Annotated in this window: 11 protein-coding genes; 6 read left to right on the top strand and 5 right to left on the bottom strand. The window is 43.8% G+C overall.

The genetic code is table 11. The features are described 5' to 3' along the window. Positions 1-23: 23 nt before the first annotated feature. From nrfD to nrfB, 3 genes are read right to left on the bottom strand one after another with little or no spacing between them, the layout of a single operon-like run. Entirely contained in the window at positions 24-998 is a 975-nt protein-coding gene (nrfD, locus tag AB4407_RS07460; RefSeq protein WP_019822327.1) for a cytochrome c nitrite reductase subunit NrfD, read from the bottom strand. Positions 999-1,000: 2 nt separating this feature from the next. Continuing rightward, positions 1,001-1,687 (bottom strand): cytochrome c nitrite reductase Fe-S protein, encoded by a 687-nt coding sequence (gene nrfC, locus AB4407_RS07455; RefSeq protein ID WP_372119971.1) that lies wholly within the window; start codon positions 1,685-1,687, stop codon positions 1,001-1,003. A 3-nt stretch (positions 1,688-1,690) separates the two neighbouring features. Further along, on the bottom strand, positions 1,691-2,275 hold the full coding sequence (gene nrfB, locus AB4407_RS07450; protein ID WP_009848843.1) for a cytochrome c nitrite reductase pentaheme subunit: 585 nt from the start codon (positions 2,273-2,275) through the stop codon (positions 1,691-1,693). A gap of 482 nt (positions 2,276-2,757) precedes the next feature. Between nrfB and nrfA the strand changes: the two genes are divergently transcribed. Continuing rightward, positions 2,758-4,188, top strand: a complete 1,431-nt coding sequence (nrfA, locus tag AB4407_RS07445; protein WP_372119969.1) for an ammonia-forming nitrite reductase cytochrome c552 subunit — start codon at positions 2,758-2,760, stop codon at positions 4,186-4,188. A 125-nt stretch (positions 4,189-4,313) separates the two neighbouring features. Then, on the top strand, positions 4,314-4,658 hold the full coding sequence (locus AB4407_RS07440) for a rhodanese-like domain-containing protein (protein WP_048659578.1): 345 nt from the start codon (positions 4,314-4,316) through the stop codon (positions 4,656-4,658). Positions 4,659-4,762: 104 nt separating this feature from the next. On the opposite strand, the gene AB4407_RS07435 is transcribed toward AB4407_RS07440, so the two are convergent. Both AB4407_RS07435 and gyrA read right to left on the bottom strand, forming a co-directional pair. After that, on the bottom strand, positions 4,763-5,392 hold the full coding sequence (locus AB4407_RS07435) for a tetratricopeptide repeat protein (RefSeq protein ID WP_372119967.1): 630 nt from the start codon (positions 5,390-5,392) through the stop codon (positions 4,763-4,765). A gap of 174 nt (positions 5,393-5,566) precedes the next feature. Continuing rightward, entirely contained in the window at positions 5,567-8,227 is a 2,661-nt protein-coding gene (gene gyrA / locus AB4407_RS07430; protein WP_372119965.1) for a DNA topoisomerase (ATP-hydrolyzing) subunit A, read from the bottom strand. A 258-nt stretch (positions 8,228-8,485) separates the two neighbouring features. Between gyrA and ubiG the strand changes: the two genes are divergently transcribed. The 4 genes from ubiG (at position 8,486) to yfaE (ending at position 13,535) form a co-directional block, all read left to right on the top strand. After that, the gene (gene ubiG / locus AB4407_RS07425; protein WP_372119963.1) at positions 8,486-9,229 is read left to right on the top strand and encodes a bifunctional 2-polyprenyl-6-hydroxyphenol methylase/3-demethylubiquinol 3-O-methyltransferase UbiG; all 744 of its coding nucleotides are present in this window, start codon (positions 8,486-8,488) and stop codon (positions 9,227-9,229) included. A 508-nt stretch (positions 9,230-9,737) separates the two neighbouring features. Then, positions 9,738-12,020 (top strand): class 1a ribonucleoside-diphosphate reductase subunit alpha, encoded by a 2,283-nt coding sequence (nrdA, locus tag AB4407_RS07420; protein ID WP_372119961.1) that lies wholly within the window; start codon positions 9,738-9,740, stop codon positions 12,018-12,020. 103 nt (positions 12,021-12,123) lie between these two features. Next, positions 12,124-13,257, top strand: coding sequence for a class Ia ribonucleoside-diphosphate reductase subunit beta (nrdB, locus tag AB4407_RS07415; RefSeq protein ID WP_086713612.1), 1,134 nt, complete (start codon positions 12,124-12,126; stop codon positions 13,255-13,257). Beyond that, complete coding sequence (gene yfaE / locus AB4407_RS07410; RefSeq protein WP_009848850.1) at positions 13,257-13,535, top strand: class I ribonucleotide reductase maintenance protein YfaE; 279 nt, start codon at positions 13,257-13,259, stop codon at positions 13,533-13,535. Before nrdB ends, yfaE begins: the two co-directional genes overlap by 1 nt. Positions 13,536-13,763: the final 228 nt, after the last annotated feature.

Genomic DNA, 13,763 nt, shown 5'->3' with positions numbered 1-13,763 from the left:
CTCACTAATAAACCTGCGCGAAATTAAGCTATCGTTAACTGCCCTGCGTAAAGGACAAACGTTCGCAGCATTAATACACCCATTAGGCTTAGCGAAGTCACTGAAAAAATATACACCGAGCTATGGCGGATTGAGGTTGGTGTCACTGCATTCAGCAACAACGGTAAAACCATGCCGACACCGATGACGCCGTACCAGAACCAACTCGCCCAGAAACCACTGCCAATTGCGTTCCATACTGCTTGCTCACTTTGACCACCAGCGAAGATAAGCCCAGTAAAGAAAGTAATAAGAACAAACAACTCAAACATCACGACCGGACGTTCGAAGCCGTGGATCCATGAAATACTCGGGCTATGAGGTGATTCTTTAAAGACCAACACACCAAATAAAATACACGCCGCCGCACCCGAAGATAAACTCGAGAACAAGAACAAAATCGGCAGTACTGGGTTATTCAATAGTGGGAAGGTATTTAAAGCTGACAACAAGAATCCGGTATAAGCGGCAAGCATCAGAGCAAGAACAGCTAGGAATATTTCCAGAGCGTTCTCAAACACTTCTAATTTGCCAATCCAGTTACCGACAAAGTCGAGTCGCCCTTTTAACCATGTTTGGTCATTCAAGAACACGACAATTTGATCTCTAAATATAATGCCGATCCAAAGGAACAAGATCACCATATACACTTGGAATAAGATCACACCCATCGACATCACAGACGTTGGATTATAGAAGATCATGATCTTCCAAAAGGATAACGGTTTTGTCAGGTGGAAAACCAAGATCAGCAGACCTGAAATGATCCCAAATGGCGCAAGAAAAGCTGTCGCCTTTAACACACCATTATGAGCAGGATCGCCTTCAATAACCTTGCGCTTAAGGTAAATGGAGATCATTACGGCACCTGCCGACATCCCCGCGAGAAATAGATAGATTGCTATAATCCAGTCCCATACCACAGTACCAGACTGAAAAGCTGTGTCCCATGCACTCATAATCAAATCTCCCCTTTTTGGTGTGGCACTTTGTAGAGTTTTGGCTGAGTGCCTAGATAAGCTTTATCCCTGTAAACCACCTCAGATTTAAGCACCTGGTTTATCTCACTCTTAGGGTCATTTAGATCGCCAAATACTAGCGCCTTGGTCGGGCAAGATTCGACACAAGCAGGCAGCTTCCCTTGTGCAAGATTGGTATCACGACAGAAGTTACATTTATCGGCGGATTTATTCTCGGGATGGAAAAAGCGCACTTGATATGGACACGCTAATAAACAGTAACCACAACCGACACACTTCTCTTTGTGGACATCAACAATGCCCGTTTTTTCATCTTTGTAGGCAGCACCTGTTGGGCAAACCATCACACACGGAGCATTATCACAATGTTGGCAAGAGTTACGGGTAAAACGGTAATCAACATTTGGATATTCGCCTTGGGGTTCACTCTTAATAATTTCTAAGCGCGACACGCCTTCAGGTACTTTATTCACTTCACGACATGCTTCTGTACAAGCAGTACAACCAATACATGCGGTTTCGTCATGAATCATTCCATAACGTTTAGCACCATCTTCTTGAACATTGGCCAACGTTTTACGACTTGTCACCGCCGCAGTTCCCGCTACACCCGTGGTAAAAATAACGGCACCAGCGCCTGCTAAAAAGTTTCTTCTTGAGCAGATCATAGATTACTCCCCTTCTTTCTTCTGGTTGAAGTCTGAATGGCAATCCACACACAGCTTAATGGTTTGCTTTTTATCTAAGCCCAACACCTTTGCTTCAGTCGCATGAACATCATGGCAGTTTGAACACGTTAAGTTTTGCGCGTGAACATCGTGGGTCCAGCTAGCTTCACGCAGATCATCAGGTTTGTGACAATCGATACATTGGCTATTGGCATCTAAAATTAAGCTAGGGTCTAGGAAAACCTTCTCGGTTCCCGGTTGTGATTGAGCCGCGCGATACTTCACCACTTCAGGTGCACCTTCACGGTGATCGGGGCTAATAGAACTATGACAGTCGGTACAATTTACTTCACGACCAAGTAAAGCGTGTGCACTTTCACCATGTGAACCCAATACCGTTTCTTTTGAATCTTTATGGCATTGAACACACTTGTAGTCTTTGTCACGTATTAATTCGACTTCATGCCTTGTTGATTCTCCTACTGGCGTAACAGCAGGCTCAGCAACAGCATGAATGGAATAACCATAGAGGCAGAATGCTAGAAGGGATTTAAGCATTATGACTATGGCCAATTTAATATTGCCCATTTTATCCTTTCCTTATACCGGCATTATTTAACTCTCAACTAAATAATATTCCGGTTAAACAAAAGTACCCTTAAACGATATTAGTACCGCTTAAATGATATCAATTCTTATTTTGGATAAGCCACAACGCTTTCTATATTTAGAATATACCTCTAATTGGGTAATGCGAAATTTGCGAAGGTTAATATGTGAACACAATCACCCTATTTATATCATGGTCAATTTAGGTAATTGATTGTTATATTTGATAATAATTATCACTTAAATTTCTCCTCACAAGCTAACGCATACCCCTTTAGGGTTATATAAACTTCAACGTGATTAAAGTCACTGCCATTAATTGATCTAAAACAAGCAAACTACCGACACGTAACAAAATGTGTTTATTTATGAATTAATATAAACAGGAATTCTCCAGTTCTTAATTTGAATAGCAAACTCACAACGCTTGGTATAAAAATCAGTATATTGGAGATATCACTGTGAAAAAGCACTGGATACGTAATTCCTTCACAGCACTATTAATGGTTAGCGCATCACTAGCAAGCGCGACCAGTTTTGCTGCGTCTGAACAAAAAGAAATTGGCGATCCTCGTAACGACCAGTTCGAGCAAAACCACCCCGATCAATACCACTCATGGAGACAAACGTCAGAAAGCGAAGTCATTGAAGATGCTCTAAAAGAAGATCCGAATATGGTCATCATGTGGGCAGGCTACGGATTCGCAAAAGATTACAATAAAGCGCGTGGACACTTTTATGCGATTGATGATGTACGACAAACGCTTCGTACTGGCGGCCCAACGGACGAAAACTCTGGCCCTATGCCAATGGCGTGCTGGAGCTGTAAAAGCCCAGACGTAGCACGTGTTATCGAAGAGCGTGGTGAAGACGGTTACTTTGAAGGTAAATGGGCACGTCTTGGCAACGAGATTGTGAACCCTATTGGCTGTGCCGACTGTCACGATACCCAAAGCGAAGGCTTTAAAAATGGTGAGCCAACACTGAAGGTGACGCGTCCTTATGTTGAACGTGCGTTCGATGCGATTGGTAAGAAGTTTGAAGACCAAGGTCGCTTAGATCAACAAGCTTCCGTTTGTGCTCAATGTCATGTGGAATACTACTTCACAGGGCCAACAAAAGGCGTGAAATTCCCTTGGGACAAAGGGACTCGTGTTGAGCAAATGGAAGAGTATTACGATGGAATCGGCTTTAAAGATTGGACGCACAAAGTATCTAAAGCGCCAATGCTAAAAGCACAGCACCCTGGCTATGAAACGTGGCGTGAAGGCATTCACGGCAAAAACAAAGTTGCTTGTGTTGACTGTCATATGCCGAAAGTGACCAAAGAAGATGGCACCGTTTATACCGACCATAAAGTGGGTAACCCATTCGACCGCTTCGAAGATACGTGTGCAAACTGTCACACTCAATCTAAAGAAACCATGCGTAACATCGTTTCAAGCCGTAAAGCTCAAGTGCTAAACATGAAGCTGACCGCTGAGAAACAAATCGTTGCCGCTCACTTTGAAGCAGGCGCGGCATGGGAAGCAGGTGCGACAGAGCAAGAGATGGAGCCTATCCTACTGGATATCCGTCACGCTCAATGGCGCTGGGACTACGCTATTGCGTCTCACGGCGTACATATGCATGCACCTGAAATCGCTCTAGAAGTGCTAGGCACTGCCGTTGACCGCGCAGCCGATGCTCGTACTAAGATCATTCGTCTATTAGCGAAGAAAGGCATCACTGACCCTATCGAAATTCCTGATATTTCGACCAAAGAAGCGGCTCAAAAAGCGCTAGGAATGGACATGGATAAGATGAACGCTGAGAAACAACACTTCTTAGACACAGTTGTTCCTAAATGGGAAGAGCAAGCTGAAAAGCGTGAAGCCAGCTACGAATACTAGTTTCTTCAATTAGACCATTACGTAAAAACCAGTCACACTATTATTGTGTGGCTGGTTTTTTAGGTTTGGGGCAATACACATTAATATCTCCTCCCCAATCCACTCGCCAATTCAAGGAATAGATAATGAAAACCTTACTTTCACTTTCAGCATTATGTATCGCACTACTCAGTTCAGGCGTTCAAGCCTCTGAGCGTGCTGAGACAGGGTGGGAATTAATAGAGAAAGGCGCATTAGTGGTTGATGTCAGAACACCTGCAGAGTTCGAACAAGGGCATCTGAACAACGCCATCAACTATCCTCTTTCTGAAGTCGCTACTCACTTCGCCAAGATAGATAAAGACCAACCGATCGTTTTGTATTGCCGCAGTGGTAATCGTTCAGGACAAGCCTATCAATTCTTGCGAGCTCAAGGATTTACTCAAATCCACAACGCAGGTGGGTTAATAGAAATGCAAGAAAGCCAATAGCTTGAGAGATTAATGGCTTTAGAGGCTAAACGCTTCAAAGGTAAGTCGTTTCAAAGACAAATAGCTTCAAAAGCTAATCAGGAAGAACAGCCTATTGACCAAGCTTAGCGGATCATCTGTTTGGCTTGGTTGATCGAGTGAATAATCGAAACGCGATCAATGCCCTTTTGATTGGAGTCGAGAATTTGAGTCCACGCATCGATCGCTTGTTGATAGCGCATACTGATGAAGTGATCGGTCGCGATTAACATCAAGGACGTTCGATCGTTCGGATCAAGATCCATAGATTGCTCTAGCAATTTATTGACGTCATCACTCATCGCTTGTGAACTGAGATAATAAAGTGCGGTTGCTTTGGCAGCATAGAGGCCAGAAGGCGCTTGAGGATCTAAGCGAATCGCATAATCGTAGCAAGTGAATGCCGCATCAAAGTCCCCTTTCTGCATGTATACACCACCGAGCTTAAACCACAAGTCGGATTGATTCGGGTCTTGTTTGAGGCTTTGTTGAAGCTCATCTTCGAAATCTGTTGTGGTGTAATTTTCGTTGTCATTGGAAGGAGGCTGAGGCAGGTCTTGCTTAATTTGAAACCAGATAATGCCACTGAGTAGCACTGCAACGAGTGATATAAGAAGGTTCCCCTTAAGGCTACTACTGTTTTTGTTTGATGCAACGACAATCACCACCAAAAACAGGCTCATCAATAACAAAGCAATCAGTAACCAGATATCCATTTTACTCTCCCTTTTTATCCGCCTATTCACTCTACCTCTTTCGCCACAAAGCAAACTTGATCAAGGTATAGCTATTGGTATTTAACGATTCTCCACAAACAGCAGGCAATAAAAAACCGAGCACTTAGGCTCGGTTTTTTCAATGGTAAGCTTAATTACTTAACGTAATCGAGATTACTCAGTATCTTGCTCGCTATCACTTTCAGAGTCAGAAGCATCTGATGCTTGCTCTTCAATTGATTCAGCAACTTCAGCGTTGATAGTTTCAGCATTTGCTTCTTCAGCATCGCCTTCTACAATCTCAGCTTCTTCTACTTCGTCAATACGTTGTAGACCTACAACATTCTCGTCTTCAGCAGTACGAATCAGTGTTACACCTTGAGTGTTACGACCAACTTGGCTTACTTCCGCTACGCGAGTACGTACTAGTGTACCTGCGTCGGTGATCATCATCATTTCATCGCCTTCTTCAACTTGAACAGCGCCAACAACTGGGCCGTTACGTTCAGAGACTTTGATAGATACTACACCTTGCGTTGCACGGCCTTTCGTTGGGTATTCAGCTAGCTCAGTACGCTTACCGTAACCGTTTTGAGTCACAGTTAGGATATCGCCTTCGTTAGAAGGAACAATCAGTGAAACCACTTGATCGTCTTCTGGAAGCTTCATACCACGAACACCAGAGGCAGTACGGCCCATTGCGCGTACCTTGTCCTCGTTAAAGCGAACAACTTTGCCCGATTTAGAGAACAGCATGATGTCGCTATCACCGTTAGTGATGTCAACGCCAATCAGTGAATCGTCGTCACGTAGGTTAACTGCGATTAGGCCGTTAGCACGTACGTTTGCGAATTGATCCAGAGATGTCTTCTTAACTGTACCGTCACCTGTTGCCATGAAGATGAATTTCTCGTTAGAGAACTCAGAAACAGGCAGGATAGCCGTGATACGTTCACCTTCTTCTAGAGGAAGAATGTTCACGATAGGCTTACCACGAGCAGTACGACTTGCTAATGGTAGTTGGTAAACTTTCAGACGGTATGTCTTACCGCGAGTAGAGAAACATAGGATGTTATCGTGAGTATTAGCAACAAGCAGACGCTCAATGTAATCCTCATCTTTCATCTTAGTTGCACTCTTACCTTTACCACCACGACGTTGAGATTCGTAGTCGCTTAGGATTTGGTACTTAACGTAACCTGCGTTAGAAAGCGTTACTACAACGTCTTCTTGAGCGATCAGCTCTTCCATGTCGATGTCATGAACTGCAGCTGTGATTTCTGTACGACGCTCGTCGCCATAGATTTCACGTACCGCTTCAAGTTCTTCACGGATCACTTCCATCAAACGCTCAGTGCTTGCAAGGATGTGCATTAGCTCAGCGATTTCTTCTAGAAGTGCTTTGTACTCGTCTAGAATCTTCTCGTGCTCAAGGCCAGTTAGGCGGTGAAGACGAAGCTCTAGAATAGCTTGTGCTTGTGTTTCCGTTAGGAAGTATTGGCCATCGCGGATGCCGTATTGGTCTTCCAACCAATCAGGACGAGCCGCATCAGTACCAGCACGCTCAAGCATTGAAGCAACGTTACCAAGATCCCAACCGCGTGCAACTAAGCCAGCTTTTGCTTCAGCTGGTGTTGGAGCGTTACGAATAAGCTCAATGATTTCGTCGATGTTAGCAAGTGCTAGAGACAACGCTTCAAGGATGTGTGCACGATCGCGCGCTTTCTTCAGTTCGAAGATAGTACGACGTGTAACAACTTCGCGACGGTGGTCTACGAAGCACTTAAGCATGTCTTTGATGTTGAACAACTGTGGTTGACCGTTGTTCAACGCAACCATGTTGATACCGAAAGTCGTTTGCAGTTGAGTTTGAGCGTATAGGTTGTTTAGAACCACTTCGCCTACTGCATCACGCTTACATTCAATAACAATACGCATACCATCTTTATCAGATTCGTCACGCAGAGCACTGATGCCTTCTACTTTCTTATCTTTAACCAGTTCAGCAATCTTCTCGATCAAACGAGCTTTGTTTACTTGGTAAGGGATCTCAGTAACGATAATGGTTTCTTTACCATTCTTCTCTACTTCGATATCCGCTTTTGAACGCATGTAAACCTTACCGCGGCCAGTCTTATAAGCATCAACGATGCCTTTACGACCACTGATAAGTGCTGCTGTTGGGAAGTCAGGACCAGGAATGTAGTCCATTAGCTCATCAATAGTGATCTCTTCATTATTGATAAATGCTAAACAGCCATCAACAACTTCGCCAAGGTTATGTGGCGGGATGTTGGTAGCCATACCTACTGCGATACCAGAAGCACCGTTTACCAATAGGTTAGGAATTTTTGTAGGAAGTACTGCTGGAATTTGTTCTGTACCATCGTAGTTCGGTACGTAATCCACAGTTTCCTTATCAAGGTCAGCCAGTAGCTCGTGAGCAATTTTCGCCATACGAACTTCGGTATAACGCATTGCAGCCGCGGAGTCGCCATCGATAGAACCAAAGTTACCTTGGCCATCAACTAGCATGTAACGCAGTGAGAACGGTTGCGCCATACGAACAATTGTATCGTATACAGCACTATCACCATGCGGGTGGTATTTACCGATTACATCACCTACTACACGAGCAGACTTTTTATATGGTTTGTTCCAATCATTACCTAGTACATTCATCGCGAACAAAACGCGGCGGTGTACTGGTTTTAGGCCATCACGCACATCTGGAAGGGCACGACCAACGATGACGGACATCGCGTAGTCTAGGTATGAACCTCTAAGCTCATCTTCAATATTTACGGGCGTGATCTCTTTCGCTAGATCGCTCATAGAGCCATTTTCCCTCTATAGTCAGATCGTATTTTTGAATACGTATAAGACCGAAAAATATAACACAAATTTACCTACGGAGGCATCACTTTCCCTCTCCTTTTACCATCTTGTGACCCTTGTAGCCAATCAATTGATGAGAAATTGCACCTCCGCATCATATCTTGCTGAAACATGGTCACTTTACATCCAATAAACTAGCAAAATTGTAGATCTTCTGGTCAGCGCGAAAAGGCAAGTTATAATGCCTGCAATTTCATGGATGCATTATTTAACTTGGAAATGCCGATTATGACTAAATCACAGAACGTAGACCCAGCAGAAATAAAGAAATTCGAAGACATGGCGTCACGCTGGTGGGATCTAGAAGGCGAATTTAAGCCGCTACATCAAATCAACCCACTGCGCCTAAATTACGTGTTAGAGAAGACGGAAGGCCTGTTTGGCAAGAAAGTCCTCGATGTTGGCTGCGGCGGCGGTATTCTTGCAGAAAGCATGGCGGTTGAAGGTGCGATAGTGACTGGCCTAGACATGGGTAAAGAGCCGCTAGAAGTAGCGCGCCTTCACGCATTGGAAACTGGCACCAAGCTCGATTACATCCAGAGCACTATCGAAGACCACGCAGACCAGAACCCACAGACGTACGATGTGGTAACGTGCATGGAAATGCTTGAACACGTTCCTGATCCGCAATCTGTTATCACTGCCTGTTCGAAATTGGTGAAACCGGGCGGCCACGTGTTCTTTTCTACATTGAACCGTAACTTCAAATCTTACTTGTTTGCGATTGTTGGTGCAGAGAAGCTATTGAAGATTGTTCCTGAAGGCACTCATGAACACGATAAATTCATTCGCCCTGCTGAACTTATCAAGATGGTTGATAACACGCCGCTGCAAGAATTAGGGATTACAGGACTGCACTACAACCCTCTTACGGACACTTACCGTTTAGGCACAAATGTAGACGTAAACTACATCGTCCACACGCAAAACTTCGGCTAAAAAATATCGGTAGCCCTACCGTAAAACCTTTTGTAAAAAAGACGAATGAAAAGAGTTGCAATTAACATAACTTTGCGACTTTTTTCAGTCTAAATTTCGTGCGCTCGCTTCCATTTTGACCACCTAGATTTAATTTTAATCATCCAAAATCCATTGCCCATTTTGCTCAAAGATCAAGGGATTTTTTTTTATGAGCGCGCAAAAATAAAGCAACCTTAAAAGCCTATTTTTATACAATCAAGTCACATCGAACCTCGTCAGTTAGTGGTCACTTACAGTTTTTTTTCAATCCACCACTTATCCACAAGCACTCCCATTTCTTTACCTTGAAAAATATAAGCTGTAGCACTATCTTGTAACCCAACAAACAAATGACCCCTATATGTTGTGTTTGAACTACAATGTATGGGTAGACCAAGATCACAAAGCCGAAACGTAATTTACAAAAATTACACAGAAATACACAAAAACACGGCTTTGTTCAGTTTTGTTAGGGAAATTAAGCAGAATGAACCAACAACTTACTGTTACCAAGCGTAACGGGCGCAAAGAAACGATCGATTTAGAGAAAATCCATCGAGTGATCACATGGGCAGCTGAAGGCTTGCACAATGTTTCTGTATCACAAGTAGAATTGAAAGCTCACATTCAGTTTTATGATGGCATCACCACTACAGACATCCATGAAACTATCATCAAGTCGGCAGCGGATTTAATCTCTGAAGAGACTCCTGATTACCAATATCTAGCAGCACGTCTGTCAGTATTCCACCTACGTAAAAAAGCGTACGGCGAGTACGAGCCGCCTGCACTGTATGACCACGTTGCAAAACTGGTTGATATGGGTAAATACGATAGCCACCTTATGGAAGACTACACGAAAGCTGAGTTTGACGAGCTTGACGAGTACATCGACCACAAACGTGACTTAGACTTCTCTTACGCAGCGGTTAAGCAGCTCGAAGGTAAATACTTCGTGCAAAACCGTGTAACGAAAGAAATCTACGAGAGTGCTCAGTTCCTTTACATTTTAGTTGCTGCGTGTTTATTCGCTAAGTACCCGAAATCGACTCGTCTGGATTACATCAAACGTTTTTACGACGCATCGTCTACGTTTAAGATTTCTCTACCTACACCGATCATGTCTGGTGTACGTACGCCTACTCGTCAATTCAGTTCTTGTGTACTGATCGAGTGTGGTGACAGCCTTGATTCTATCAACGCAACAGCAAGCTCAATTGTTCGTTACGTATCTCAACGTGCTGGTATTGGTATCAACGCAGGTCGTATCCGTGCGCTTGGTTCTGAAATCCGTAATGGTGAAGCGTTCCACACTGGCTGTATCCCTTTCTACAAATACTTCCAAACAGCAGTAAAATGTTGTTCTCAAGGCGGTGTTCGTGGTGGTGCCGCTACTGTGTTCTACCCACTATGGCACGGTGAAGTTCAGTCTCTACTAGTACTGAAAAACAACCGCGGCGTTGAAGAGAACCGTGTTCGTCACATGGACTACGGCGTACAGCTGAACAAGCTTATGTATTCTCGTCTTGTTCAAGGTGGCAACATCAGCCTGTTCTCCCCTTCAGATGTACCTGGACTTTACGATGCGTTCTTCGAAAACCAAGAGCGTTTTGAAGAGCTGTACGTTAAGTACGAAAACGATCCTTCAGTGAAACGTGAAACTGTGAAAGCGGTTGAACTGTTCTCTCTACTAATGCAAGAGCGTGCTTCTACTGGTCGTATCTACATTCAGAACGTTGACCACTGTAATACACACAGCCCGTTTGATTCTGAAGTAGCCCCTGTTCGTCAATCGAACCTATGTCTAGAAATCGCGCTACCAACTAAGCCGCTTTCTAACGTAGAAGATGACGAAGGCGAAATTGCACTATGTACGCTTTCAGCGTTCAACCTTGGCGCAATCAATGAACTTGACGACCTAGCAGAGCTTTCTGAACTGGTTGTTCGTGCACTAGATGCACTGCTTGATTACCAAGACTATCCGCTTCCAGCTGCATACAAGTCGACAATGAATCGTCGTACTTTAGGTGTTGGTGTTATCAACTATGCATACTACCTGGCGAAGAATGGTGTTAAGTACTCTGATGGCAGCGCAAATGGCCTGACTCACCGTACTTTTGAAGCGATTCAATACCACTTGCTAAAAGCATCTGTTGAACTAGCGAAAGAACAAGGCCGTTGCCCATCTTTCCACGAGACCAACTACGCGAAAGGCCTACTGCCAATCGATACTTATAAAAAAGATATCGACTTAGTATGTGAAGAGCCTCTGCACTACGATTGGGACACGCTACGTGAAGAGATCATGGAGCACGGTCTGCGTAACTCTACGCTAACAGCGCTTATGCCTTCTGAGACTTCGTCTCAAATCTCGAACGCAACGAACGGTATCGAGCCACCACGTGGTTACGTATCAGTGAAAGCATCGAAAGACGGCATCCTGAAGCAAGTTGTTCCAGATTTCCTAAATCTTAAAGAGAATTACGAGCTGCTATGGAACATTGGCAATAACGACGGTTACCTACACTTAGTGGGTATCATGCAAAAATTCGTTGACCAAGCTATCTCTGCAAACACTAACTATGATCCAAGTGTTTACGACAGCGGTAAAGTACCAATGAAGAAGCTGCTTCAAGACCTACTAACAGCGTACAAGTACGGTGTTAAGACGCTTTACTACCATAACACTCGTGATGGTGCTAAAGACGACCAAGGCGATGCAGTTCAAGTGCCGGAAGAAGATTGTGAAGGCGGCGGTTGTAAGATCTAAACCGCAATAAACATTAAGACCCCAGAGAAGAGTTATCTTCTCTGGGTTTAAAGCATTAACAGGGTCCGTTTTATTACGGGTCTTTAAAGGATTTGAGGCATTTATGGCTTACAGTACTTTTTCTCAGCAAAAAAATGACCAACTAAAAGAACCAATGTTCTTGGGTCAGTCGGTAAACGTTGCACGTTACGACCAACAAAAATTCGAAATCTTCGAAAAGCTTATCGAGAAGCAGCTTTCTTTCTTCTGGCGACCAGAAGAAGTAGACGTGTCTAGCGACCGTATCGACTACAACAAGCTTCCTGAGCATGAAAAGCACATCTTCATCTCTAACTTGAAGTACCAAACGCTTCTAGATTCTATCCAAGGTCGCAGCCCTAACGTTGCCCTACTTCCATTGGTATCACTACCTGAAGTAGAAACTTGGATTGAGACATGGTCTTTCTCAGAAACGATTCACTCTCGTTCTTACACGCACATCATTCGTAACATCGTGAATGATCCAGGCGTAGTATTCGACGACATCGTTGAAAACGAAGAGATCCTGAAGCGTGCTAAAGACATCGCTTTCTACTACGACGACCTAATCAAGCTGACGGCTGACTACCACCGCTACGGTGAAGGCAACCACAGCATCAACGGCGAAGACGTTAAGATTTCACTTCACGACCTGAAGAAGAAACTTTACCTATGTCTAATGTCGGTAAACGCACTAGAAGCGATTCGTTTCTACGTGAGTTTTGCATGTTCATTCGCATTCGCTGAACGTGAGCTAATGGAAGGTAACGCAAAAATCATCAAGCTAATCGCTCGTGATGAAGCGCTTCACCTGACTGGTACTCAGCACATGATCAACTTGCTACGTAACGGTCAAGACGATTTCGCATTCATGCAAATCGCTGAAGAGTGCAAGCAAGAGTGTTTCGACCTATTTAAAGAAGCAGCAGAGCAAGAAAAAGAGTGGGCAGAATACCTATTCAAAGACGGCTCTATGATTGGTCTGAACAAAGACATTCTTTGCCAATACGTTGAGTACATTACCAACATCCGTATGCAAGCGGTTGGTTTAGGTACTGCTTACCCAGAAGCAACATCAAACCCAATCCCATGGATCAACGCGTGGTTATCTTCAGATAACGTACAAGTTGCTCCACAAGAAGCTGAAATCAGTTCTTACCTAGTTGGTCAAATCGACAACGAAGTAAAAGCTGACGACTTTGAAGGATTTGAGCTGTAATGCCAACAATCAAAATCAACAAGCTGACTTCGATTGAATCTAACCCTTCAAACACTCTGTTGGAAACAATGGAACAAGCCGGGTTAGAACCAGAATACAACTGCCGAGATGGCCACTGTGGCGCTTGCCGCTGCACGTTGGATTCTGGTGAAGTCGAGTACGTTGGTTTTGCTATGGCTTACACGCAAGGCAATGAAATATTACCTTGTATCTGTAAAGCAAAAACAGAACTATCGCTGAGTAACGTTATTCACAGAAATAAGCAAAAAAGTGCTTAATACTTGTACTTAGATCTTATACTTTGATAACTAGCTACTTAACGCGATTAGTACAATGTTGAATCGTTAACAGAAAGCTTAAAAATTTAAGGGCCCGATAATTTTCATTATCAGGCCCTTTTTGTATTTCATGTTGGCTCAATCAGATAACTCGCTTATTGCACCAACTCGGCTTTATTGATGTATATGATTTATACATATATAGCTTTCACTTGTACTTTATAGCGT

The sequence above is a fragment of the Vibrio sp. 10N.261.46.E11 genome, assembly GCF_041472735.1.
GTDB lineage: Bacteria > Pseudomonadota > Gammaproteobacteria > Enterobacterales > Vibrionaceae > Vibrio.
Note: the sequence above shows the minus strand (reverse complement) of the source record. Positions and strands in the feature narration are given on the sequence as shown.